Here is a 24,649-nt window from a genome sequence, read left to right as displayed (position 1 = left end):
CACCGAATAGCAATGCTGCCTATATTTGCCGCCTGGCGCTCTCTACGCCACCTTCCGCGGAAAGGGCTGCGCCCAGGACATCACAGCTCTACCTCATTTCTACGACTCCCAACCTTGAAGCGGAAAAGGTTTGTGCAAGGAGATCGTATGTCGCAACGCCCTTTAGCCTCCACTACCAATGGCCGCCTCAACCTTGAGCAGCAGCGCAAGCGCGCCAAGGAACTGTTGTCGCGTCTGAAAAGCCAAGACCCCAGCGCAACCTTGTCCCAGGCTCAGTGGCAGCTTGCCAAACAGCTGGGCTTCGCCAGTTGGCCCAAGCTCAAGGCCCACGTCGACGCCCTCGACTTTGCCGCCCGCCACCCTGGTTTCGAAGCCAGCGATGAATCCCGCACCACCCATTGGCGGTGTGGTAATGATATTGCCCACAGCCTGCAACTGGCCGGGTTCAAGGGCCAGTTCCGGATGCTCACGGACCCGTTGTGCATGGGACCAGTGCGTGAACTGCCCAGCCAAGCGTTCCGCGCGATGCGCAGTACCTTTATCAGTCAGGCGTTTGCCCTTGACTCCACTGACGTTGCGCATCGCGTCAACGATGAATACGACCAACTACAAACCTTGGCCAATACCGATCACAGTGTGCTGTGGTGCGAGGCGGACGCCTACGACCAACTGTTTCTGGTGCGCGCCCTGGCCGGCCTGGAGCAGGCGCCGCGCAAGCTGGAGCTGATTGAGGCAGACCGAATTCCCGGAGTCGAGCGATTTATCGGCATAGGCCAATTGGCCCCCGATGTGCTGGCCTGGCTCTGGCCGCAGCGGCGCTTGATCGACGACGACGCAGTGCAGTTGGCCAAACGGGCCTGGTCGGCTTACTGCGACAGCTCACCGCTCAAGCTCGCGGAACTGGCCCATGGCAATTACCCTGCCCTGCCTTTTCTGGCACCGGCGTTACGACGCCAGTTACAGGAGTTGCCGGGTATCGAGGACGGTTTGTCGCTGACTGAACGTTTGTCCCTGAGGTATATCGCCGAGGCCGGGCCTGTGCCTTTCGGCCGGGTGTTTGCCGAGTTGATGGCCAAGCGCGAGCCACTGCCTTTCCTGGGCGACATGATGTTCCATGCGCTGCTGCGCCCATTGATTGATGGGGCGGCGCCGCTGCTGATCGAGTCCGAAACGGACGTGGAGTGGCCGCGCCGCGTATTGGCGCTGACGCCACTGGCGCAGCAGGTGCTGGATGGCAATGCCTGCTGGCTGGACCACGCCAGCCATGAGCGTTGGGTCGGCGGTGTGTGCCTGCGGCCACGGCAACCTTATTGGGCACTGGGCCTTGATGATCTGCCCGTCTGGCGTGACTGACGCGGCACAATTCGATCAACGCTTGGGAAACAACCCAACAGCGCATGCCACCACCGTCGGATCGCCCTGGTAGACCGCACGCTGGGTCATAGAAGGCTGCGGCGTTCGGCCGTCCACGGCGCGCAGCATCGGCCGCTCAGCGGTCGGGGAACTGTGGGCCGGATCGACGATTTCCATGCAGCAGCGCAGCGAGTTGAAGTCCGGCGATTGCGACAGCGACAGGTGCAAGGTCTGGTTCACCGACACCACCGAGCTCTGCGCGCATTGCCCGTCATAAATCAGTGTGTGGCGAATCAGCGGGTTGTCATGGCAGTACTTCAACAGGTTGACCTGCCGCGAGTGCACCAGTGCTGTGTTGATGATCAGCAGGTCGAACGCCACACCTCCCGAGCAGGTCAACGCCTGCAGTTCGTCGAACGAGCTCAACGGGGCGATGCGGTGATAACCCAACTGGTTGAGCATTTTCTCGATCTTGAGCCGTTGCAGAAGGTCTACATCGGCAATTAGAAGGCGTAACGCTTTATTGGGCATAGGGTAAACCTGACAGTTAAGCAGCAACGTCGATCATTCAACGGTGAACACGTTAACTGTTAGCCCCGGGCAAGACTTTAAGGCGATTCTGAAAGGGTCATCGGTGGGCAGGCACATACTTTTAAGAATCGCCTGAAAGCCCTTGCAGCAAACTCCCTCTACCCTGGCATGCACCACCAAACACTCCCATGGAATTTCAGTTGTGCTGATGTCATCCCTCAGAATGCTGCTGATCGTCAGTATGCTGCTGGCCCTTACACCGCCCGCCCACGCCGCACTAAAAATCGAAGGCACACGCCTGATTTACTTCGGTCATGACAAGGCGGCCAGTATTGGTGTAGTCAACCAGGCACAACGCAAAGTGCTGGTGCAAACCTGGATCACCGGCGAAGACGAAGCGGCAAGCGCCAATGTGCCCTTCGCCGTCACCGAACCACTGGTGCAACTGGCTGCCGGAGAGCATCACCAACTGCGCATTCTGTATGCCGGTGAAGGCTTGCCCACGGATCGCGAATCACTGTTCTGGCTCAACATCATGGAAGTCCCGCTCAAGTCGGAAGACCCTAACAGCATGCAGTTTGCGATACGCCAACGGCTCAAGCTGTTTTATCGACCGCCTACGCTCCAGGGCGGCTCGGCCGAGGCAGTACAACAGTTAGTCTGGCGCAGCGACGACGGGCGCACTCTCACGGTCAGCAATCCCAGCGCATTCCACCTTTCGCTGATAAACCTGCAAACCGACAGCCAGGCGCTCAGCGATTACCTTCTGCTCAAACCCTACGAGAGCAAAACCTTGAGTGCTCCAGGCCCCTTGCCGAAAGGCGCCAGCCTCCACTTCACCGAAATCAACGACATCGGCTTGCAGTCCCCCCGTAGCGCGGTACTCAAGTGATCGATCACGGAGTGTTTCACCTATGTCACTGACTAAACGTTTTCTGCCGCTACTGTTGTGGGCCGGCGTATTATTACCCGCTACCAGCCACGCGCTGGCCTGCCGTGAAGCCGGTACCGACTCGATCATCACCAAAGAAGCTCTAGGCATTGTGACGGCGGTCGCACCCGATGCACCCGACGGCACTATCATCTGGGAATCCGACACACGTAGCATCGAAGTCATCTGCAAGGACGACCAAAAGTATGGGAACGAACACGTGTATTTTTACGTCAATCCAGACAGCGCCGACGTCGGTCAGGGCATCCGCGTAGGCATCCGCTATAAGGATCGAAAGATCACCCAAAGCATCGGCGCGGCCGCTACCGGTGAGTTTTCCGTGGCTTGCATGAAATTTACATATATCCCGGATATATGCGGCGACTCAAAATTCACCCTCAGATTTAGCGTATTCATCGAGAAGTTCGGCACCACCCCGCCAAACGGCCAGGCCAGTACGTTAAGCTCGTACCACGTATTCCAACTGGACGGCGAGCGGGGGCTCAACGGCATCGCCAATAGCAACCTCAACTACGTGCTCACCGGCCTGAATCGTATCCGCTTCGTGCCATGCTCCCCCGAGCTGACCATCAGCCCCAGCGAGGTCAACTTCCCTAAGCCGTCGCAAAAAGCATCGATTGGTCAAGTCGCCAGCAGCGCAAACTTCCGTTTGAACCTACGCAAAGATTGCGACACGCCCTACACCATCAATGCGCGCTTCGCCACCACACCGGGCGGCGGCACCGTCATCAATAATTTGTTGGTGCCGAGCAACAACAGCTCGGTGGGCATCTCGTTATCTCGTGCCGATAGCCAACAAGCACTGCCTTTCAACGCCTGGTTCACGCTACAGACATTGATGGGGAAGGATCAGACCAGCGATGGGTTCCGCGCGGACCTGAAGTGGCGCACCACGCCGATCCCCGGTGCATTCGACGCCGCAGTGGTGGTGGATATGTCTTACAAGTAGGCGTCTTTAAGGATCGTCTTATGCAATGAAAAAAGGCCGGCGCTTAAAGTCCTCCGATGCGAATAAAAAATTACCTGCCCCAGATCAACCCGGTCCTTTCGCGACCCGAAGCAGCCAGAAGGCTGCTTCGTATTTTTGCGACTGTGTTGCTCGTCGGCATTCTGAGTGGTGTTTATACCTTCCTGTTGTCGACGTTCAACAACGATATTTCCCAGCGGCGCGGCTACATGAGCAGCGCCATCGCCGAAGCCCATACGTTTTTTACCAACCGCAAAGCCCTGCTCGAAAGCCTGAGTCTATCGGCGGTGCGCAAACAGTCAGGGGGTTACGCGCCCTCTGCGCAAGAAAAACACTTGCAAGTGGGTGACATCCCGGGCAACCAGTGGAGCATCTGGCTGCCCCCCCGTATGCGCGACTACCTCGAGGCCAAGCAGCTCAACCTGCTCTACGTGAACACCGCCCCCACCCCGCAGGTGACGCGACTGTATGATACGAGTGCGCAGGTGCTGCCGATCAGCAAGCCTATGCTCGAACGTCTCAAGGCCCTACAGAACGCCCCTGGCAGGCTCAACACGTTGTGGCTGAGCGACAACACCGATCACCACTCACAGCTCTACCTCTTCATTCGCCTGGATGAGCGCGATGTCGACTCCGGCTGGCTGGGCCTGGAGATGGAAAGCCGCAAGGTCTCCTCATCCCTCAGCGACCAGAGCGCCGGCGAGTTCATGATGCTCAATTCCCAGGGCATGCTGATATTCACCAACAGCAATGACACACAGCTGAGCCAACAATACCTCAAGCCCACGGAGGACAGTTTTTTCGGCTTTGTCGGTAACGGTTTCCTGCCCGACCACCTGGTAATCCGAAAGCACCTGAAGTCCTCAGACTGGCAACTGATGTACTCCATCGACCTGCGTGACGTGGTCACTGGCCTGTGGAAACAGTTGCTCGGCTCGCTGCTGTTCTGCCTGCTCAGCCTGACCCTGATCTGGCTGGTGATGCGCCGGGTCGACCAGCGCCTCATCATTCCGGCGAGCCACCGCATTCAGGCGTTGATCGAAAGCGAGGCGTTCGGCCGCGATGTGATCCAGACCGCCCCCGTCGCCCTCTGCGTACTGCGCCGCACTGACGGCCAGGTGGTGCTGGAAAACACCCTAGCCCAGCAATGGCTGGGCAACGGCCCCGAACTCGAAGCATTGCGCGCCGGCTGGATCGAGCAGGCCTTCACCGGCGAGTTGTCTGAACGCAGCGACTACTTTGAGACCGTCGACGGTCGCCACCTGTACCTGAGCAGCGCGCCGACCCGCTACAGGGGCGAGGACGTGCTGTTCTGCGCCTTCAGCGATATCAGCGCGCGCAAGCAAGTCGAGGCGGCGCTGGAGGAAGCCCGGCAGTTGGCGGATGCCGCCAACGCGGCCAAGACCCTGTTCCTGGCGACCATGAGCCATGAAATCCGTACGCCGCTGTACGGCGTGCTCGGTACCCTGGAACTGCTCGCACGCACGCAACTGGACGCCCAACAAAAGGACTACCTGCGCACCATCGAGGGTTCATCGGCGACCTTACTGCAACTGATTTGCGATGTGCTGGATGTGTCGAAGATTGAGGCTGGGCAGTTGGCACTGGAGTTGAGCGAGTTTTCGACGCTGGACCTGGTTCACGAAATCATCCAAGGCTATGCCGCAGCCGCCCAAGCTAAAGGCCTGCAACTGTATGCCTGCTTAGACCCAACGCTGCCTGAACGGCTGATCGGCGATGTGACGCGCATCCGCCAAATTCTCAATAACCTGCTCAACAACGCGGTGAAGTTCACCGATCATGGGCGCGTGGTGCTGCGAGTCAAAGTGCTCGGCCGTGACGGCGAGCGCTCGAGCCTGTTATGGCAGGTCTCGGACACCGGCAAAGGCATTGCCCAGGAAGATCAGATAAGGATTTTCGAGCCGTTTTACCAGAGCGAAGGCAACACCAACGTGGTCGCCGGCACAGGCCTGGGCTTGCCAATCTGCCAGCGCCTGACCGAGTTGATGAACGGCAATATTCGGATGGTCAGCGAACTGGGCCTGGGCAGCAGTTTCAGCCTGATTCTGCCGCTGGAAGAAGCGTCTCCCCCGCCGAAGAGACCGCTGTTGGCCGAAACCATTTACGTGGTATCGCCCATCCCTGAATTGGCGCATTCCATCAGCGGTTGGCTACGCCGTTGGGGCGCCAGAGCCCAGGCGGGTCTGCCAACGTTGCCGGATAGTCATCTGTTGCTGCAAGTGCATCTGGAGAGCGTTGATCCGTTACTGGTGCCCGAATGGCCGGGCCCCGTGATCCATGTCAGCAGCAATGCCAGCAGCGTACCAGAAGCGGAAGACAATGCCTGGCACGTCAACCTCAACCATCTCGGCGCAATTTATCAAGCGGTGAGCCAGGCCCAGGGGCTATGGGTGGCCCGCGCCGGAGAACAGACGCGACAACGTGACCTGCACAAACTCAACCTGCACCTGCTGGTGGCCGAGGACAACATCATCAACCAGCTGATTTTGCGTGACCAACTCGAAGAACTCGGCTGCACCGTCGAACTGGCGGCCGATGGTCAGGATGCATTGCAGCTGTACACCGCCAGCAACTTCGACGTGGTGTTGACGGACGTGAACATGCCCCACATCAACGGCTATGAACTGGCGCGTGAGCTGCGGCGCCAGGGCTGTCCGTTGCCAATTATCGGGGCCACCGCCAACGCCATGCGCGGCGAGGCCGACCTGTGCCTGGCCGCCGGCATGAACCATTGCCTGGTCAAACCCTTTGCGTTGCGTGCTCTATTCAACTCCCTGGCGCCTTATGCACGGATCACCCATGAAGCCCCTTAGTATTTTGATTGTCGAAGACCATCCCCTGCAGTATATCTACCTGCAGAACCTGCTCAGCGAGTTGGGGGATTTCCTGCTCGAAACCGCCGAGGATGGCAAAGAAGCGCTGGAGCGCCTGCGCCAGCGGGACTTCGACCTGGTACTGACCGACCTGCTGATGCCCGGCATGGACGGCGTGCAGTTTATCCAGTGCCTGGCCAGCCTGCGCTGCAAGCCGGCGCTGGCGATCATGAGTGCGGCGTCACGGCGCATGCTGATGGCGGCCAGCCTGGTGGCGAAAAACCTCGATGTGGAAGTGATTGGCCTGATTTCCAAACCCGTGAACGCCGATGCGTTGCGCACCCTGGTCGACCAGCTCAGAAACAAAGTGCGCAAGCCCTCCCCCGAATTGCCCGAGCACATGGACATCGACCGTCATACGCTGGTGCAGGCCATGAGCAGCGGCCAGTTCCAGGCCTGGTTCCAGCCGAAAAAATCCCTGGCCAACGGCCGTATTGTCGCCGCCGAAGCCCTGGTTCGCTGGATGCACCCCGAGCGAGGCGTGATGCTGCCCGCCGCGTTCCTGCCGGCGATCAAGGCGTTCGAACTGGAGGAGCGGCTGTTGTGGCTGGTGCTCAAGCAAGCGATCCACGCCCAGGAACACTGGCGCCAGCGCGGCTATGAAATTCCGGTGTCGATCAACCTGCCGACCCACTTGCTCAACAGCCATGACCTGGCAGACCGTTTGCTGGAGTTCGTGCTGCACCACGATGGTATCCCGGGAATGATCTGCTTCGAGTTGATGGAGTGCTCGGTGCCGCAGTACATCAGTAACTTCTACGCTGGCGCTTGCCGCCTGCGCATCAAAGGCTTCGGCCTGTCCCAGGATGACTTCGGCAAGGGCTACAGCTCGTACTTGAACCTGGTCTCCACACCGTTTACCGAATTGAAGATCGACCAGGCCTTGGTGCAGGGCAGCCACGACAACGAAGGCATTGCCCAAGCACTGGCGAGCATCATCGCACTGGGTCGCAAACTCGGCCTGACCGTAGTTGCCGAGGGCGTAGAGACACCGGAGCAACTGGCCCTGTTGCGCAAAATCGACTGCAATCAGGTGCAGGGATTCCTGATCTCCCGCGCCGTATCCTCTGAACATTTTCAACAACTTCTGAGCAATGATGGCCCCGCTACATCTCACTGACTGGCAGACACGCGAAATCTGTTCAATAGTTAAGGATAAACGGCACCCAATGCCGTTTCATCCTGCACCTGCGGAACCCCATAATGAAGCACAACACGACAGACCTCGAAGTCATCACTCGCAGTCCATGGCGCCTGAACAAAGGCCTGATGATGCTCCTCGGGATCACGCTGATGCTAGTCATGACCAACTATTGGTCACTGCAATGGGAGATCAATTCTCACTATAGCGCCGCACGCATTCAATTCGCGCGCCTGATGGAAAACCTTGCAGGACAGGAATCATACCTCAGGGGCCTGACGCACACGGGTATACAGGCCGAAATATTGCACCCCATAAACGTCTCGGTCAGCCTGGAAAGTCGCATGAACGACACAAATCGCACCCTCTACGAAGGTTTGAAGTATTCGTTTTCGGTGCCGTTTAACGTCAATATCGATGAACAACAGGTCAGCGCCACCGCCAAATCGCAGATTTTTGCCTTAGGCGCGAACCTGACGAGCTACTTCAGCGCCTTCTGGTCCCCATCGTCGTACGAGGCACCGCAAACCTTTCTGATCAATCGACAGAAGCACTACGCCCTCTCCATACCGTCGGTGGGCTACCTACGTCGGAAAACCATCGAGGAAATCGGCAACCCGATAGCACTGCTCAACGCAGTGGAACAAATTCTTGAGCAGGCGCCGCACGCGCTGGAAGACAATCGCGTGTACTGGCGGGCGGGGCCCATTCCCGAGCATCTAATGGCCTACATCGGCCTGCCACTCGGCGGCCAGGGCCCGGTGGTGGTCGGCACCCTGGTAGACGCGACTCCGATCAGCGATGTACTGCAACCCCAGGAACACTCGGTGATTGATCGCTTCACCCTGATTGCACCCGACGGCACCCAGTTGGTCGGCCCAGAGGCCAGGGCATCGCTCAGCGATGGCGTGCATTTCACCACAGACGGGATTGAATTCAAGATGACCCAGCCGGGCGACCATCCCTGGATCGCGATCTATGGCCTGAACTACTCGCACTTATTTCACGCGACCTTAAGCCCGCTGAGCACCCTAACCCTGCTCCTCGCGAGCCTGCTCCCTCTGGGCTGGGCCGGCAGCCGCTGGTACCGGCGCCAAGTCATTACGCCGGCTCGCCTGGCCCATGAACAGATTGCCGAGAGCCTGGAGTTCAGTCGCGTGATCATCGACACCGCCCCCATCGGCTTATGCCTGATACGGCGCAGCGACGGCAAGCTGTTGATCGAGAACCAACGCGCCAAGCTGTGGCCGGGCTCCGCGCGCCTGGCAGCCGCCCTGGCCGGTGTGCATGACAACAGCGAGAACGGCGAGACATACCTGGAGATCGAAGGCCGGCACCTGCAAATCGGTTACGTGTCCACCCGATATCAGGCCGAAGACGTGCGCTTGTATGCGTTCAACGACATCACTCGGCATATCGACGACGCCCAGGCATTGAAAGCCGCCGATGCCGCCAACGAGGCCAAAACGCTGTTCCTGGCGACCATGAGTCATGAAATTCGCACCCCGCTGTATGGCGTACTCGGCACTCTGGAGTTGCTCGGCCTGACCGACCTCAACTCATACCAGAAAACTTACCTGCATACGATCCAGCGGTCATCCGCCACACTTTTCCAACTGATCAGCGACGTACTGGACGTATCGAAAATCGAGTCAGGGCAAATGGCGATTGAAGCCGTGGAGTTCTGCCCGCTGGACATACTCGAAGACACGCTGCACACCTACGCCGCCTTCGCCCAACGCAAGGGCTTGCAACTCTATAGCAACATCGACCCGACGCTGCCTGACAGCGTAATGGGCGACCCGATGCGCATCCGCCAGATCCTCAACAACCTGGTAAGTAACGCCCTCAAGTTCACTGACATCGGGCGTGTGGTGATCCGCACCAAAGTCACCGCGCACGATGCCGAGCATGTCAACCTGGAATGGCAAGTCACCGACACCGGCGTGGGCATCTGCGAGGCGCAGCAGATCAAGCTGTTCGACCTGTTTTACCAGTCACCGGACATCGCCAGCAAAGGCGGTGCAGGGCTGGGGTTGCCGATTTGCCGCTGGCTGGCGCAGATGATGGGCGGCGAGATCAAGGTGGTCAGTGAGCCCGGCCTGGGCAGCAGTTTTAGCCTGAAGATACGCCTGCCGCTGTGCCACGGCACGCTGACCAACCCGCCGCTGATCGAACCCAGTGAAACACCTGTGTACGTGCAGGCGCCAGTGGGCGAGTTGGCGCAGTCGCTGTGTGACTGGCTCAATCGCCTGGGCATAGTGGCGTCCTTGGCGACGCCCACGCGGGAGCAGGACAACGGCCATGCGGTGCTGGTGGACCTGCTGCCCAACGAGCCCGCCCGGCCCTGGGCCGGCCAACGCGTACAATGCGTGCCAGGTGCGCGCACACCGCCGTTGCACACAGCACAGGGCTGGGTTGTGGATATGCACGACGTACGTACCATCGCCAGCATCGTGTCCTTGGCTCAACATGGCAAGCATGAACAACCAGCGGCAGCCCAGCCGCAAAGTATCGGGAAGCTCGGATTGCACATACTGGTGGCCGAGGACAATCCGGTCAATCAGGCGATCATCAAGGAGCAACTGGAAGCCCTCGGTTGCTCAGTGATCCTGACCGCCAACGGCGAGCAGGCGCTGCAGCAATGGCAACCGCAAGCTTTCGACCTGGTGTTGACCGACGTAAACATGCCCCTGATGAACGGCTATGAACTGACCAGTGCGCTCAGGTTGCATGACCCGCTGTTACCGATCATCGGCGTGACCGCCAATGCGATGCGCGAGGAGGGCCTGCGCTGCCTGGCGGTAGGCATGAATGCCTGGCTCGTCAAACCCTTGAGCCTGCAAACCTTGCGCGAACACTTGGCCAAGCTGTGTAAGGTCAAACCACCATCCGAGCAGTTCGACGACAGGGTGCAGCTGTCAGAGAAGATGCTCCCGCTGTTCATCAGCAGCATGCAGCAAGACTTACAACGTATCGGTGCAGCCCTGGCACAGCGCGATGCGCGCGCCCTTGGTCAACTGCTGCATTCGGCCGCCGGCGCCCTGGGTACCGCGCAGGCCTTCAACCTGGCCCAGGCCTGCATCGAACTGGAAACCGCGCTTAACCGCAGCAGCCTCAACACCACGCTTGAGCTTAAGGTGAAGGTTGTGATGCAGCGACTGTTGGCCATCCTGGAAACCCTCCAGCCCGGGCAAACTTCCCTCACTTGAACTGGCATTACGGACGGCCCTTTATGAAAAAATTCAATGTAGTTATCGCGGACGATCACCCGATCGTGCTGCTCGGGGTACGCGAAATGGTAGAGCGCGATACACGCTTTCAGGTCGTCGGCGAGGCCGTGTGTTCAGCGGGCCTGATCGAACTGTTGCAGCGCCAGGACGCCGACATCGTGATCACCGACTACAACATGCCGGGTGACTCGCCCTACGGCGATGGTCTGAAGCTGGTGGAGTACCTGAAACGGCATTTCCCGCAGGTGCAGATCCTGATCCTGACAATGATCTCCAACCACCTGATCCTCACTCGCCTGCAAGAGCTGGGCGTGATCGGCATCATCCAGAAAAGCCAGTTGCACACCGAGATTCAACTGGCACTCAAGGCCATTGCACAACAGAGCACGTATCGCAGCCTGGAGCCGCCCAAGACCTCGGTGATCGAGACCCTCACGGCCATCGACGAGCGCTTTACCAGCTTGTCGCCCAAAGAGTTCGAAATCCTGCGCTTATTTGTTTCCGGCATGAGCGTGAGTGATATTGCACGCAGCCAGAACCGTAGTTCAAAGACCATCAGCGCGCAAAAGATCTCGGCGATGCGCAAACTTGAAGTAAGCAGCGACCAAGACCTTCTCGCTTATTGCATGGCGCGTAACGTTTTCAACTAACCCGCTCTTTGCAAGCCCTTCCTGGACAATGGCGTCCCCCCTACTTGCTGGCCCCCACCTTTAAAGCCAACGCAAGTAAGACGCCAGTTTCGTCACTTATAAGAATCGTCTTATTCGCCCGCGCCGCGTCGCTGCTTATTCTTTGCTCGCAATTCAACAATCGCTTTTCAACTTACACTTACGGGCATCATCATGAAAAAGTTTTCCCTGGCTGTTATCGCCTCGGCGATTATCGCTGCCTCCGGCAGCACATTTGCTGCCGACCCAGCACCGAAACCGTCCATGGCTGGTAGCGGTAAAGTCACTTTCACTGGCGTGATCAACAACGACGCCTGCACGGTAGAGGGCGCCAAATCCGACCGTACCATTTCGGTCGACATGGGCAACGTTGCAATTAAAGACATGGGCACCGCAGAAAATCCAACTGCCGGCCGAGTGACAGCCAAAGATTTCAATCTGAACGTCAACTGCAACCAAGGCACCAAAGTCACCATGCTCTTCGAACCCAACAACGGCGGTTCGGGCCTGGTGAACGGCAAAAAGGTACTGGCGCTGAATCCAGGTACGGCCTCGGCGAAAAACGTCGGTATCGCTTTGCTCGACAGCAACGGCACCCTGATTGACCTCAGCTCGCCAGCCACCGCCCGTATTGAAAGCGACATGCACGGCAATGGCACTGCCGGCGGCGACGCGACCCTGAGCTTTGCGGCTGCCTACGTCACCACCGGTGCTGCCGGTGCGTCCACCGCCGGTCGCGGTGATGCCACTCTGCCGTTCATCCTGCAATACCAGTAACACCGGCGCTCTGTGCACCGAACGTGCGAGGCCATACGGCCTCGCCACTTTCTCTTAATTACACCGGATAACCCACATGCAGCCTCGTTCTATCGCCGCGTGTCTGGGGCTGTTGGGCATGCTTTTGGCTACCCAGGCCGCCGCCAGCATTTCACTGAACACCACCCGTCTCGTGTTCGATGGCGACCACAAAGAAGCCAATGTCACCGTACGCAACGGGAACCAGGAGGTTTTGATTCAATCTTGGGTGGACAGGAACGACGCTGATAGTAGCCCTGCGCCGTTTGCTGTCACGCCGCCAATAGCACGCATCTTTGTCAAGGAGCAGCAACTGCTGCGCATCCTGTATGAAGGCACCGGCATGCCCACGGACCGCGAGTCGGTGGTGTGGCTCAACGTGCAAGAAATCCCCAAGAACAGCGAAACTGAAAACTCCTTGCAGTTGGCCATCCGCCAGCGCATCAAGATTTTTTACCGCCCTGCCGGCCTAACCGGCAGTGCGCTGCAAGCCCCTGCGCAGCTTGAATGGACCCTGGTCAAACATGGCGTCCAGCACCTGTTGCGGGTGAAAAACCCGACGCTTTACCACGTGTCCATGGCCGACATCAAAGTACAGGCGCAACTGGCCAGTGACTCGACCATGATCGCGCCCGGCGAGGAAAAACAGTTCCCACTCAAAGCGCCGCCAGCGGCAGGTCCGGTTCAGCTGTCGTTTTCCAGCATCAATGACTACGGCGCTCAGAACCACTATACCGCGCCTCTGTCCGACGGCCCTTCGGCCCCCGTACGCGCCACTGAGTCGCTCCTCCAACACTAACTATTTTCTCTAACCCATAGGCTTACTCCATCGGCCTGTTTACGTACTCGCCTGCTCGCTGATCAGGGATGTCATAGGTCCTCGCATGTCTTTTAATCCCAGCAACAGTCCCGCGTGTGGCGCACTGAAGTTAAAGACGCTATCACTGGCGATCGCAGCCTGCCTGCCGGTTTTGGCGATGGCCGATGAGGCAGCGCAAACCTTCAACACCACATTCCTGCAAGGCTCGAAGTCATCGGTCGATTTGCAGCAGTTGCTCTCGGCCAACAGCGTGCTGCCGGGCAATTACCGCGTCGACCTTTACAGCAACGAAGTGCTGGTAGGCCGGCGCGATATCGACTTCAAGCGCGACCCGAAAAACGGCCGGATCGAAGCCTGCCTGACCCTCGACCTGCTCAAGCAACTGGGCGTCGACATGAAGCGCCTGCAGGCCGAGGGCAAACTCGACCCGCAGCAGCCACAGGACTGCTACGCCCTCGCCGAGATGATCGAAGACGCCAGCGTGCGTTACGACAGCAGCCGCCTGCGCCTGATGGCGAGCATTCCGCAAGTGGCCATGCAGCGCGGCTTGCGCGGGTATGTCGACCCGCAGTTGTGGGACGAGGGCGTACCTGCCGCATTCATCAACTACCAGCTCAACAGCAGCCGCACTGCCGGCGACTATCAAACACGTATTGCCAATAACCTGGGCCTGCGCAACGGCATCAACCTGGGTGCCTGGCGCTTGCGTAACGAGTCGAACCTCAGTGGCGGCACCGGCCGCGCGAACACCTTCACCAGCAACCGCACCTACCTGCAGCACGACGTGACCGCTATCAAGGGCCAGTTCAGCGCCGGTGAGATTTTCTCCGACACCGACCTGTTCGACAGCGTGCGATATCGCGGCCTGAAACTGGCCTCCGATGACGGCATGCGTGCCGACAGCGAGCGCGGCTATGCGCCAGTGATTCGTGGCGTGGCACAGACGAATGCGAGGGTAGAAATCCGCCAGAACAACTACATCCTCTACACCGCCAACGTCGCGCCGGGCCCGTTCGAGATCAATGACATTTACCCGAGCGGCTCCAACGGCGACCTGGAAATCACCGTGATCGAAGCCGACGGCACGCGACGGGTGACGAGGCAGGCGTTTTCCAGCCTGCCAATTATGGTGCGTGAGAGCCAGGTCAAGTACAGCCTCTCAGTGGGCACGTTCAACAGCAATGCCGATGGCATGGCAACCCCGCGTTTTCTCAGCGGTACACTGGCCTATGGTCTGACCAGCAACCTCAGCGGCATCGTGGGTTTGCAAACCAGCGAGGACTACAATGCGTTGTCCATCGGCGCCGGCAAGAACACCTCGTTCGGTGCGTTCTCGCTGGATACCACCCATTCGTCCAGCAAGGCCCAGGGGCGAACCTCCCAGGGCAGCAGCGTGCGCGCCTTGTACGCCAAGACCTTCGCCGGCACCGATACCAACTTCACCCTGGCCGCCTATCGCTATTCCACCGAGGGCTATCGCACCCTCACCGACCATGTGGAAGACAGCAGCGAGGACGTGCGCGTGCGCACCGGCCACTCGAAAACCCGCACCGACCTGACTATCAACCAAAGCATCGGGCGCAACAGCGAGTTCGGCAGCCTGTATTTGACCGCCAGCGACCAGCGTTACTGGAACCGCGGCGGGTCAAAGAGTTTTTCAGCCGGCTACTCCAGCAACTGGGGCGACCTGAGCTACAACCTCGGCGTGACGCGCACCAAGCAAATCGTCACCTGGGGACAGCCCAGCAGCGACACACAGGTGAACCTGTCCATCTCGTTCCCGCTGGGCAAACAGGCTCGCGCGCCACGGGCATTCGTCACCACCAGCCACCAACGTGGCAACACCACCACCCAAGCGGGCATCAATGGCTACGTGGCCGACACCAGCGACACCTCCTATTCGGTGCAGGCCGGCCACAGTGACACCAGCGGCGACTCAGGTTCGGTGAACATCAACAGCCGCACCGCCGTGGCCGACGTCAGCCTCGGCTACAGCCAGGGCCAGGGCTATAACTCACAGAACTTCAACCTCGCAGGCTCGGTGGTGGCTCACGCGGGCGGCGTCAACCTGGGGCAGACGGTCAGCGAGACCTTCGCCCTGGCCGAAGTGCCAGGCGTCTCTGGGGCCAAGATCAGCAGCTACAGCGGGGTGGAGACCGGCTACAACGGCTATGCGGTGGTTCCCACTGCGCAACCCTACCGGGTCAACTGGATCAGCCTGGACACTCGCGACCTGGGTGGCGACGTGGAAATCACCAACGCCACCCAGCAGCTGGTGCCGCGCCGTGGCGCCATCGTGGTGGCGCATTACAGCGGCACCACCGGGCGGCGGGTGTTGTTTGAGTTGTTTGATGCACAGCATCAACCGCTGTCGTTTGGTGCCTCACTGGAAGACGCCAATGGCAAGCAGTTGGCGATTGCCGACCCCAATGGTAATGCCCTGGCACTGGTGGAAGAGGATCAGGGCACGCTGATCATCAAGTGGGGGGAACAGCGTTGTAGCGCGAGCTATGCGCTGGCACCACAGAACAAGGCGTTGAACTACGAGCGCCAGGCACTGGTGTGTACGCCTTGATTGTGCGGGGGAATGCGCTACTGTGCCGACCACGCACCCATCCTCCGCGAGATTTGCCCATGCGTAACCTGTTCCTTGCCAGTGCCTGCCTGCTGACCACCGCCCTGGCAGGCTGCCAGCAAACACCACCGGCTAACGACCAACTCGATGCAGTGCTCTGGACCCAGACGTCCATCGAGCACGAGATGATCTACCGCCAGCTCTTCGCCAACGCCACCCGCCAACTCGATGTAGCGCTGGCCGACCCCAACTGGGACGCACTGCCTTTGCCTGCGCGCAAGCTGACCGGTTTGCCACCGGCGGTGATCGTGGATATCGACGAGACCTTGCTGGACAACGTGCCGCTCAACGCTCGCGACATCGTCAACAATCAGGTCTATTCCTACGATCGCTGGAATACCTGGGTCGAGCAGGCCAAGGCTCAGGCGCTGCCGGGTTCCGTGGCGTTCCTGCAAGCGGCCAGACAAAAAGGTGTCAAGGTGTACTACCTCACCAACCGCGAGCACAGCCAGGTCGCGGCCACCGCCAAAAACCTGCGTTTGCGCGGCTTTCCGATTGAGAGCGACGCACAGATCCTGGCGGCCAGCACCCCCACCGGCCACTGCGAAAGCGCGGGCTACGGCAAGCAGTGCCGCCGCCAGTGGGTCGCCAGCCGAGCACGCGTGCTGTTGATGGCGGGCGACTCGTTGGGCGATTTCGTGCAGGCCGAACACAACACCCTGGCTGCGCAGCGCAAGGCCGTCGAACCCTATGTGAACTGGCTGGGGCAGCGCTGGTTCCTGCTGCCCAACCCGAGCTACGGCAATTGGTACAGCGCGCCGTATGGGGATGATGAAACCTTACCGTTTGAGCAGAAACGCAAGCTCAAGCAGCGGGCATTGTTGTTGCAGCAATAAAGAGTAGCCATGTGGGAGGGGGCTTGCTACCGATAGCAGTGGTTCAGTCAACACATGCAGTGACTGACAATCCGCTATCGGGAGCAAGCCCCCTCCCACAGTTCGAGCCGCCAACAATGACGCAGGGCTGCTCCCGCCGTGCGCACCACCTTGCTGATAGCAAATCGTGCATCAAGCAGTTCGGGCAGCAATCGCCTCCACTTCCACCAACGCCCCCGGCAACGGCAGCGCTACCACTTGCAACGCGGTCCGCGCCGGTTTGTTCGGCTGCTCGGGCGTACCGAAGAACTGCGTATACCCCCGCTGCAACCCGGCAAAATCCAGCTTGCGGTCGGTTTCTTCCGCGCCGACCAGAAATACCCGCAACTGCACGATATCGCCCAGGTCCAGATCCTGCTGCTGGAGGATTTTGCGCAGCTTGTTAAACACTGAAACAGTCTGTACTTCGGTGTCGCCATAAGCCCCAAGCACATTTGGGTCGGCGAGGTCGGGCAGCGTGCCGCTGACGAATATCAGACTGGCCGAGGCCGGCACGGTGACGGTTTGCGAGATGGGAAAATCGCCCACGCTGGTGCGTTGAATGCTGTCGCTCATGGTATTGCTCCTCAAGAGGCGGCCACAGCCGCGATCTGTCGTTGTTGGGTGATGTGCTCGGCCAGTTGCGCCACCACATGGCGCGCGGAGTTGGCCGCCGACTCCTGCCAGATGCCCACGCCACTTTGCACCAGGCCGTCGCCGGCGAAGTACACCCGGCCATGGGGTCGTTCCAGCAAGGCGTGAGCCTGGGCGGGGAAGTGTTCGCGTTGCAGCCACGGGCCTTCGCTGTAGGGGATCTGTTCCCAGGACACCGCCAGTGGATGACGCAAATTTTTGGAATAACCTGGATGCAACAGCTCTACGGCTTGTCGGGAGGCGGCGTGCTGCTGTTCGAGTGGCTGTGCGCCGAACACGTCGGCGCCCTCCCCGGTCACGTAACCGGCCACCAGCACGCCCTCGCGGGTGTTGAGGTCGTTGCTGGGGTACCACAGCAAGCGCGCCGGGTGCTCGACCCATGACAGGCCGCCATAGGTGCGGTAATCGGTTTCCCAGAAACGTGGGGATTGCCACGCCACCTTGGTCGCCTGGTCGCTGCGCGTGCTGAGCAAGGCGGCCTTGACCGGGTCGCTGAAGTCGCTGTCGAGCCTGGCCAGCAGGGGCAGCGGCAAGGTCGAGACCAGGTAATCGGCACGCACCACCTGTTCGCGGCCGCTGTGCTGGTCGTGATAGGTCACCGCCACGCCGTCCTCCAACTGACGGATCTGTCGCACCTGGGCGCCCAGTTGCACCTGCTCATGCACGCGTCGGTAGAGGGCGTCGGTGATGCGGTCCATGCCGCCCACCGGCTGGAACATGGTGGCTGAAAATTCCGGGAATTCGGTGTGCAACAAAGCGCCCCAGAGTTCCGGGTGCAGCAAGCGCTCCAACCCCAGCGGCTTGTGGCGGGCGGGCAAGGCGCCAGGGTGGGCGGCGGATTCAAGGTGCCCGGAACGCAGGGTGCCCTCGAAGGCCAGCTCCTGGGACAGGTCGCCATACACCTGCAGGAAACCCAGCAAGCGCGTGCGCTCTTCGCCACTCAGTAGATCATCGAGGGCGTCACGCTGCACCGCCTTGGCCAACAGCCCGGACAGGTGCCCACGGGTGTCGTTGAGCGCCTGGCCGACACTGAACGCCGGCTGCCTCAGGTCCGGCCGCACCTGAGCGCCATGGCTGCTGTTGACCAGCACTTCCAACGGCACGCCCAGCTCACTGCAATAGTCGAGGATGGTGCGGTGCTGGCTGGGGATACGCGCCGGGCCGGCGTTGAAATACTGGCCCGGATCAAACCTCACGGTTTGCGAGCGACCATCCTTGTAGTCCACGCGGTCGCCGTTGCGCAGGGTCCAGGTGCGACCACCCACGCGCTCACGGGCTTCCAGCACCTGCACGCTGAAGCCAGCGCGGCTCAGCTCCAGGGCCGTGACCAATCCTGCAATCCCGGCGCCCAGCACCAGCACGCGGGTGCCCTGCCCCAGGCCATCCTTGAGTTTCAGCGGTTGCGGTCGGCGGTGTGACGATGGGCCCAGCCCCAACACCGCCAGTGCATCCTTGACCGCCTTCTCACCGCCCACTGCGGCAATGCTCGACAGCGCTTCACGTCGTGTCAGTCCCATGTCGATGCTCCTAGTCCGGCAGGCCCGGTGGATTGATCAGCGACTTGTCGACGCGTTCGACATCCAGGCCCCAACGTTGCAGCACCTGCTCGTATTGCCCTCCGGCAATCGCGCCTTCCAAGGCAGTGTGGATCGGCTGGACCAGGCCGTTGTCCTTGCGCGTGGTCACGGCGATATCGGCCTGCAACGGCCACCCACCGTTGACAGTGCCGACGCGCTTGATGCCGCCGGTGATCGCCGCCGAATAGGCGTACACCGAGTTCGGCCCGAACAGCGCATCGCTGCGCCCTGACTGCACCGCCAGTTGCGCGGCGGCCTGGTCGTCGAAGTATTGCAACAGCGCAGGCTTGAGGCCGGCTTTTTCATTGGCCTCGTTCCAGGCCAGCAGGACCTTTTCCTGGTTGGTGCCGGAGCCGACGATGATCTTCAGCCCGGCAATGTCCGCCGCCTGCTGAATCGCGTTGATCTTGCTGGTGCTCTTGACGTAAAAGCCGAGCACATCCTGGCGGTAGGTGGCGAAGTCAAAACGCTTTTTACGTGCCTCGGTGACGGTGACGTTGCTGATCACCACGTCGTATTTGCCCGAGCTGACGCCCAGGGGCCAATCCTCCCAACTGGTCTGTACCACATTGAGTTGCAGGCCGAGGCTATCGGCGATCAGTTGTGCGGTATCGGCTTCGCTGCCGATGGTGGTCTTGTCGTCACTGGCGAGCAGTGCCAGGGGCGGCCCGGCCACGCCGGACACGGCCACGGTGAACTTGCCCGGCTGGGCGAACTTGAAGCCCGGCGGGATCTGCGCAATGGCCGCTTCATTGCGCGGCACATGGATGCGCGGGCGGTCGGGGCTGAGATCGACCTGTTGCACAGCGAAGGCGTATTGCGCGGTGCTGACGGCAAGCGCCAGCAAGGTCACGCGGGTGGTGTTGATGAACATGGGCACTCACTCCTTGAACTAAAGCACCTTGCCGAGAAAGGCCTGGGTGCGGGGATGGTGGGGTTGGCGCAGGATCTGTTCGGGCGGGCCTTCTTCGATCAGTTGACCGTCGCAAAGAAACACCACGTGGTCGGCCACTTCACGGGCAAAGCCGATCTCGTGGGTGACGATTACGAGGGTCACGCCCAGTCGGGTCAGGCCCTTGATCACGTCCAGCACCTCGCCTACCAGCTCAGGGTCGAGGGCCGAGGTGGGCTCGTCGAACAGCAGCACCTTGGGATCCAGCGCCAGGGCCCGGGCGATGGCGACGCGTTGTTGCTGACCACCGGAGAGCTGGCGCGGATAGGCGTCGGCCTTGTCCGCCAGGCCGACCTTGGCCAGCAACTCGGCAGCCTTGAAGTGCGCTTGTGCCTTGCTCCAGCGCTTGTGGGCCAACGGCGCTTCGGCGATGTTTTCCCACGCGGTGAGGTGCGGGAACAGGTTGAAGTTCTGGAATACAAAACCGACGTCGATGCGACGCTTGAGGATCTCGCGTTCCTTGAGTTCGAATAGCAGGTCGCCCTTGCGTCGATAGCCGACATATTCACCGTCGATGGTGATATGCCCGCTGTCGATTTTCTCCAGGTGGTTGATGGTGCGCAGCAGGGTGGACTTGCCCGAGCCGGACGGGCCGAGGATCACCGTGACCTTGCCGGGGTCGATAGTCAGGTCGATGTTATCGAGCACCTGCTGGTTGCCAAAGCGCTTGCCCACGCCCTGGATCTGGATGCGCCCGGCGCGTGCTTCAGCCATGGGACTTCTCCTTGAGCCACAGGCGCAGGCGCTGCAACGGCGTCGGCGGCAGCACCCGCGCGGTGCCGCGGGCAAAGTGACGCTCGACGTAGTACTGGGCGCTGGTGAGCACGGTGGTGATGATCAGGTACCACACAGTGGCCACGATCAGCAGCGGGATCACCGCCTGGGTGCGGTTGTAGATGACTTGCACGGTGTAGAACAGCTCGGGCAAGGCCAGCACGTAGACAATGGAAGTACCCTTGACCAGGCCGATGATTTCGTTGAACCCAGACGGTAAAATCGAACGCAGCGCCTGGGGCAGGATGATGCGGAAGATACGCCGCGAGGCCGGCAACCCCAGGGCCGCCGCCGCTTCATGCTGGCCGGCCTCCACACCGATCAGGCCACCGCGGATGATCTCTGCCGCGTAGGCGGCCTGCATCAGGCTCAAGCCAAGCACCGCCACGGTGAATTGACTGAGCACATCCACCGTCGACCACTCGGCGAACACCAGATCGGTGAACGGCACACCGAGCACGATGTGGTCGTACAGGTAGGCAAAGTTGTAGAGGATGATCAGCACCAGCAGCGCCGGCATCGAGCGGAAAAACCAGATATAGCCCCAGGCCAATGCGGCCAGCAACGGTGAGCCCGACAGCCGCGCCAACGCCAGCGCCGTGCCAAGGATGACGCTGAACACCGTGCTCAGCAGCGTCAGCAACAGCGTCTGCCCCAAGCCGCGCAGCACTGACGGCGAGAAGAACCACTGGCCGAACACCCCCCACTCCCACCGCGGGTTGGTGGCCAGGGAATGCACGATGGCCAGCAGCACCAGCGCGGCGAAGATCGACCCGGCCCAGCGCCAGGGATGCCGGGCGGGCACCACTTGCAGAGCCTTTATCGGCGTCGAGATACGGCGCTGACGCAGCGGTTGTACGCTGACCTCATCAAGCAGGTCGTAGGGTTTGGCGACAATGGGCATGTGCTATTCCTCGCAGGCCTTAGAAGGCGTAAGTCAGCCGGGTGTAGTAGTACCCACCGGTAAAACCGTAGGGCGAATAAGTGCCGTAGCTGGCAACCATGGTGCTGCTCGGCACCCCTTGTTTCTTGGGGTATTGGTCGAACAGGTTCTTGGCGCCGATGGCGATGTTCAGGTCTTTGGTGAGGTTGTAGCCAAGGTCGAGGTCGGTGATCCATTTGGCGCTGTAGACCCGGTCCAGGTCGCGGTTGGCCGATGAATTGACCTCCTTGTAGGAACCGTAGCGAGTCAGGGCCAGGCTGAGATTGAAGCGTTCGATGCTCCAGTCGCCACCAAGGATCAGCTTGGTATTGGGCTGCACGCCGGTGATCAGGTTGCGGGCCTCGCGATCCATCAGGTCATAAGGCCGGCCAAGGATGCTGGTGGACGCCTTGTAGTTCTGGATTCTGGTCTGGTTCCAGTTGAACGCAGCGGTCCACTTCAGCGCGCCGAACGCGCCCAGGTCCTGGTTGTAGCTGCTGACCAGGTCCAGGCCCTTGGTGCGGGTGTCGGCGCCGTTGATAAAATACTGGCCGCCGGAGGTGGAGTTGATGCCGTTGTTCTGCAGTACCTGGGTGACTTCAGGGCCAAGCAAGGTGCCGGTCAGGGTGATGCGGTCACGTAGATTGATCACGTAGGCATCGGCGGTGAAGCTCAGGCGGTCGGTGGGTGTAAGGGTGAAACCGAGGCTGAAGTTGGTGGAGCGTTCGGGCTTCAACTCTTCGGCGCCCAGCGCCTTGGCCGCCGCCGACCCCAACGGCAGCACGCCGTAATTGATCGACTGGTACACGCCGTCCACCACGCCATAGGTGGTGGAGCGCGCACTGAACAAACTGTTGGCCAGGGACGGCGCCCGAAAGCCATTGCTCACCGTGGCACGCACCGCGAACTGCGGCGTGAAGTCGTAGCGGGTGGTCAGCTTGCCGCTGCGGGTGGCACCCACGCCTTCGTTGTAATGCTCATAACGCAAAGCAGTGCCGACATACCAATCCGGCAAGGGGTTGAAGCCCACGTCCACATAACTGGCCAGGCTGTTGCGAGAAGCGCTGCTTTCTTCCTGCGGGGAAATACCGTTGGTGACCTGGGCTCCGGACGAGGCACAGTTACCCGGCGCCACGCAGTAGCCGCCGTTGGCATAAGACCCGTAGTCACCGGCCTGTACCTCGTAGGTATCGCGCCGATGCTCGAAGCCATAAGACAGGTCCAAGGGTTTTTGCAGGCCGATATCAAAGCCGCGCTTGAAGTCCAGGTTGGTGGTCAACTCGGTAGAAATCCAGGTGCCGGACGTGAAGCTGTTCGGCGTGGCCTCGCCCAGGGACGGGTTCTGGTTGTGGGTGGTGCCCTGCTCCGCTTCATTGCGCCCGTAAGTGGTGGACAGGTCCCAGTCCCACTCACCCAGGGTTCCCTTGCCGCCGAAGGCCGCCTGAAAATCGTCCTCGTCGATGTACCAGGTCGGGGTGTACCCGGCCGGATAGCCATTGGGCCCGGTGGTGATGGTGTTGGTGATGGTCGGCAGGCGGAAGTTCTGGCCCTGCTCGGCCTTGCGTCGCGAGTAGGTGGTGAAAGAGTACAGGCTGAGGCTGTCATCGATCGGCAGCTCGGCGTTGTAGCCCAGGGTCAGCAGGTTGGTCTTGGGCGTGCCGTAGCCGCCATAGGTGGACTTGCCTGCCAGGCCATACGCCTGCTCGTAGGTGTAGCCATTGGCGCTGGCCTTGTTGTCATCGTTCTGGCTACGCGCATCCAGAGCCAACTGCACGATGCCGCCGTTACCGATTTCGAAGCCCTTGTTGAGGCTTTGCTGCACCGTCTGTTTCTTCCCGTCGTAGCCAAGGCCGGTGTTGGTCACCGAAGTGCCGCTGGTGTCGGCCTTGAGGATCACGTTGATCACCCCGGCGATGGCATCGGAACCGTATTGGGCCGCGGCGCCATCGCGCAGGACTTCCACATGGTCGATGGCACTGATGGGGATCAGGTCCAGATCCGCCGGCGCCGCGCCAGTGTTGATGCCGTTGATATTCAAGGTGGCGCTGGTGTGGCGGCGCTTGCCGTTGACCAGCACCAGTACTTCGGCGGCGCTCAGGCCCCGCAGGTTCGGCGCCCGGGCAATGCCACTGGCGTCCCAGCCGGTTTTTTCCGGCAAGGTCAGCGACGGGATCACTGCGCTCAACGCCTCCATCAACCCGGGCTTGCCGGTGCTTTGCAGTTGCTTGGCGCTGACCACATCAATCGGCACCGGGCTGCTGGTGACCGTGCGCTGCTCGGCGCCACGGTTGCCGGTGACCACGACGGTGGACAGGGTGCTGTCGTCCTGGGCTTGCGTCGCTGCAGCCAGCAAGGACAACGTCAGGGCGGCGGTGGGTTGTAGAACGTGCTTCATATCCATTCCCGGCTTTTTCCAAATCGCGAAATCGAGCAGGCACGCGCCTGACGCGGCGTGACCGGTGTTCAAAAGGCGTTTCGGCTTGGGCTAGGTGTGGGGCAAGCGAGGGGTTTGAAGTGGCAACATACGTTGAGCTCCCGTCCAACGACTCTGCTGCGGGGGATAGTCACCCGGTCAGGCGCGCAGAATCTGAATCACGCTGGGTACCATCCGAGGTCAGGGGTAGGCTGTTGAGATCAAACATAACGGAATGAATTTCAAAAATATAATGCTGTTTTGGCATAAGCTAATATTCTATAATTTCATTATTTATCAATATTTTTATTCATAACGGTAATGTTTATACCATCAATAGCAGAGAGACTCTGGGCTAGGGAGGTTGCCCCCGATAGCATAGGTATCTACACAACTTTGCAGCCGCCAACCGTAACCACGATGCGAAGCGAGCCGCTCGTGATCTTGATCTGCTTTTGATCCTAGGCGCCCCGTTAAACCACGCTGGCCGGAATTCGACAGGGATTTGGGGGGT

Annotated in this window: 18 protein-coding genes; 11 read left to right on the top strand and 7 right to left on the bottom strand. The window is 60.4% G+C overall.

Translation table 11 applies throughout. The features are described 5' to 3' along the window. Positions 1-147 precede the first annotated feature (147 nt). Positions 148-1,353, top strand: a complete 1,206-nt coding sequence (locus tag E4O97_RS15835) for a DUF1835 domain-containing protein (protein WP_248161686.1) — start codon at positions 148-150, stop codon at positions 1,351-1,353. Between the two features lie 15 nt (positions 1,354-1,368). Here the strand turns inward: E4O97_RS15835 and E4O97_RS15830 are convergent, their stop codons facing one another. Beyond that, complete coding sequence (locus E4O97_RS15830) at positions 1,369-1,884, bottom strand: chemotaxis protein CheY (RefSeq protein ID WP_248133184.1); 516 nt, start codon at positions 1,882-1,884, stop codon at positions 1,369-1,371. 208 nt (positions 1,885-2,092) lie between these two features. Here E4O97_RS15830 and E4O97_RS15825 point away from each other — a divergent pair, with 208 nt between their 5' ends. The 10 genes from E4O97_RS15825 to E4O97_RS15780 all read left to right on the top strand — a co-directional run bounded on the left by E4O97_RS15825 (position 2,093) and on the right by E4O97_RS15780 (position 16,825). Next, positions 2,093-2,776 carry a molecular chaperone gene (locus E4O97_RS15825; protein WP_248130201.1) on the top strand — a complete coding sequence of 228 codons (684 nt, stop codon included), beginning with the start codon at positions 2,093-2,095 and terminating at the stop codon, positions 2,774-2,776. Between the two features lie 22 nt (positions 2,777-2,798). Continuing rightward, positions 2,799-3,785: a fimbrial protein gene (locus E4O97_RS15820; protein ID WP_248133185.1), complete on the top strand. Its 987-nt coding sequence runs from the start codon at positions 2,799-2,801 to the stop codon at positions 3,783-3,785. 56 nt (positions 3,786-3,841) lie between these two features. Further along, entirely contained in the window at positions 3,842-6,637 is a 2,796-nt protein-coding gene (locus E4O97_RS15815; protein ID WP_248161685.1) for an ATP-binding protein, read from the top strand. Then, on the top strand, positions 6,624-7,817 hold the full coding sequence (locus E4O97_RS15810; RefSeq protein WP_248161684.1) for an EAL domain-containing protein: 1,194 nt from the start codon (positions 6,624-6,626) through the stop codon (positions 7,815-7,817). Before E4O97_RS15815 ends, E4O97_RS15810 begins: the two co-directional genes overlap by 14 nt. 83 nt (positions 7,818-7,900) lie before the next feature. Beyond that, a complete protein-coding gene (locus E4O97_RS15805; protein ID WP_248161683.1) occupies positions 7,901-11,050 on the top strand; it encodes a hybrid sensor histidine kinase/response regulator in 3,150 nt (1,049 codons plus the stop codon). 23 nt (positions 11,051-11,073) lie between these two features. After that, positions 11,074-11,721 (top strand): response regulator, encoded by a 648-nt coding sequence (locus E4O97_RS15800; protein WP_248161681.1) that lies wholly within the window; start codon positions 11,074-11,076, stop codon positions 11,719-11,721. A 192-nt stretch (positions 11,722-11,913) separates the two neighbouring features. Then, a complete protein-coding gene (locus tag E4O97_RS15795) occupies positions 11,914-12,516 on the top strand; it encodes a fimbrial protein (RefSeq protein ID WP_078821819.1) in 603 nt (200 codons plus the stop codon). A gap of 76 nt (positions 12,517-12,592) precedes the next feature. After that, positions 12,593-13,333 (top strand): molecular chaperone, encoded by a 741-nt coding sequence (locus tag E4O97_RS15790; RefSeq protein WP_248133188.1) that lies wholly within the window; start codon positions 12,593-12,595, stop codon positions 13,331-13,333. An 85-nt stretch (positions 13,334-13,418) separates the two neighbouring features. Then, on the top strand, positions 13,419-15,929 hold the full coding sequence (locus E4O97_RS15785; RefSeq protein WP_248161680.1) for a fimbria/pilus outer membrane usher protein: 2,511 nt from the start codon (positions 13,419-13,421) through the stop codon (positions 15,927-15,929). A 59-nt stretch (positions 15,930-15,988) separates the two neighbouring features. Next, positions 15,989-16,825, top strand: a complete 837-nt coding sequence (locus tag E4O97_RS15780; RefSeq protein WP_248161679.1) for an HAD family acid phosphatase — start codon at positions 15,989-15,991, stop codon at positions 16,823-16,825. A gap of 171 nt (positions 16,826-16,996) precedes the next feature. On the opposite strand, the gene E4O97_RS15775 is transcribed toward E4O97_RS15780, so the two are convergent. The 6 genes from E4O97_RS15775 to E4O97_RS15750 are packed head-to-tail and all read right to left on the bottom strand — an operon-like array spanning position 16,997 to position 24,117. Beyond that, positions 16,997-17,419: a RidA family protein gene (locus E4O97_RS15775; protein ID WP_248161678.1), complete on the bottom strand. Its 423-nt coding sequence runs from the start codon at positions 17,417-17,419 to the stop codon at positions 16,997-16,999. An 11-nt stretch (positions 17,420-17,430) separates the two neighbouring features. Beyond that, entirely contained in the window at positions 17,431-19,014 is a 1,584-nt protein-coding gene (locus E4O97_RS15770) for an FAD-dependent oxidoreductase (RefSeq protein ID WP_248161677.1), read from the bottom strand. Between the two features lie 10 nt (positions 19,015-19,024). Further along, positions 19,025-19,948, bottom strand: coding sequence for an ABC transporter substrate-binding protein (locus E4O97_RS15765; protein WP_216091804.1), 924 nt, complete (start codon positions 19,946-19,948; stop codon positions 19,025-19,027). Positions 19,949-19,966: 18 nt separating this feature from the next. After that, entirely contained in the window at positions 19,967-20,740 is a 774-nt protein-coding gene (locus E4O97_RS15760) for an amino acid ABC transporter ATP-binding protein (protein WP_216091805.1), read from the bottom strand. After that, positions 20,733-21,704: an amino acid ABC transporter permease gene (locus tag E4O97_RS15755; RefSeq protein ID WP_078821826.1), complete on the bottom strand. Its 972-nt coding sequence runs from the start codon at positions 21,702-21,704 to the stop codon at positions 20,733-20,735. Before E4O97_RS15755 ends, E4O97_RS15760 begins: the two co-directional genes overlap by 8 nt. Positions 21,705-21,723: 19 nt before the next feature. Then, positions 21,724-24,117, bottom strand: coding sequence for a TonB-dependent receptor (locus tag E4O97_RS15750; RefSeq protein ID WP_216091806.1), 2,394 nt, complete (start codon positions 24,115-24,117; stop codon positions 21,724-21,726). Between the last annotated feature and the right edge of the window lie 532 nt (positions 24,118-24,649).

Source organism: Pseudomonas sp. W15Feb34, assembly GCF_023127765.1.
Taxonomy (GTDB): Bacteria; Pseudomonadota; Gammaproteobacteria; order Pseudomonadales; family Pseudomonadaceae; genus Aquipseudomonas; species Aquipseudomonas synxantha_A.
Note: the sequence above shows the minus strand (reverse complement) of the source record. Positions and strands in the feature narration are given on the sequence as shown.

What these genes read in the sequence shown, in the direction of transcription:
- E4O97_RS15835 (WP_248161686.1), top strand. Translation starts at nt 148, where the DNA reads ATGTCGCAACGCCCTTTAGCCTCCACTACCAATGGCCGCCTCAACCTT.
- E4O97_RS15830 (WP_248133184.1), bottom strand. Translation starts at nt 1,884, where the DNA reads ATGCCCAATAAAGCGTTACGCCTTCTAATTGCCGATGTAGACCTTCTG.
- E4O97_RS15825 (WP_248130201.1), top strand. Translation starts at nt 2,093, where the DNA reads ATGTCATCCCTCAGAATGCTGCTGATCGTCAGTATGCTGCTGGCCCTT.
- E4O97_RS15820 (WP_248133185.1), top strand. Translation starts at nt 2,799, where the DNA reads ATGTCACTGACTAAACGTTTTCTGCCGCTACTGTTGTGGGCCGGCGTA.
- E4O97_RS15815 (WP_248161685.1), top strand. Translation starts at nt 3,842, where the DNA reads ATGCGAATAAAAAATTACCTGCCCCAGATCAACCCGGTCCTTTCGCGA.
- E4O97_RS15810 (WP_248161684.1), top strand. Translation starts at nt 6,624, where the DNA reads ATGAAGCCCCTTAGTATTTTGATTGTCGAAGACCATCCCCTGCAGTAT.
- E4O97_RS15805 (WP_248161683.1), top strand. Translation starts at nt 7,901, where the DNA reads ATGAAGCACAACACGACAGACCTCGAAGTCATCACTCGCAGTCCATGG.
- E4O97_RS15800 (WP_248161681.1), top strand. Translation starts at nt 11,074, where the DNA reads ATGAAAAAATTCAATGTAGTTATCGCGGACGATCACCCGATCGTGCTG.
- E4O97_RS15795 (WP_078821819.1), top strand. Translation starts at nt 11,914, where the DNA reads ATGAAAAAGTTTTCCCTGGCTGTTATCGCCTCGGCGATTATCGCTGCC.
- E4O97_RS15790 (WP_248133188.1), top strand. Translation starts at nt 12,593, where the DNA reads ATGCAGCCTCGTTCTATCGCCGCGTGTCTGGGGCTGTTGGGCATGCTT.
- E4O97_RS15785 (WP_248161680.1), top strand. Translation starts at nt 13,419, where the DNA reads ATGTCTTTTAATCCCAGCAACAGTCCCGCGTGTGGCGCACTGAAGTTA.
- E4O97_RS15780 (WP_248161679.1), top strand. Translation starts at nt 15,989, where the DNA reads ATGCGTAACCTGTTCCTTGCCAGTGCCTGCCTGCTGACCACCGCCCTG.
- E4O97_RS15775 (WP_248161678.1), bottom strand. Translation starts at nt 17,419, where the DNA reads ATGAGCGACAGCATTCAACGCACCAGCGTGGGCGATTTTCCCATCTCG.
- E4O97_RS15770 (WP_248161677.1), bottom strand. Translation starts at nt 19,014, where the DNA reads ATGGGACTGACACGACGTGAAGCGCTGTCGAGCATTGCCGCAGTGGGC.
- E4O97_RS15765 (WP_216091804.1), bottom strand. Translation starts at nt 19,948, where the DNA reads ATGTTCATCAACACCACCCGCGTGACCTTGCTGGCGCTTGCCGTCAGC.
- E4O97_RS15760 (WP_216091805.1), bottom strand. Translation starts at nt 20,740, where the DNA reads ATGGCTGAAGCACGCGCCGGGCGCATCCAGATCCAGGGCGTGGGCAAG.
- E4O97_RS15755 (WP_078821826.1), bottom strand. Translation starts at nt 21,704, where the DNA reads ATGCCCATTGTCGCCAAACCCTACGACCTGCTTGATGAGGTCAGCGTA.
- E4O97_RS15750 (WP_216091806.1), bottom strand. Translation starts at nt 24,117, where the DNA reads ATGAAGCACGTTCTACAACCCACCGCCGCCCTGACGTTGTCCTTGCTG.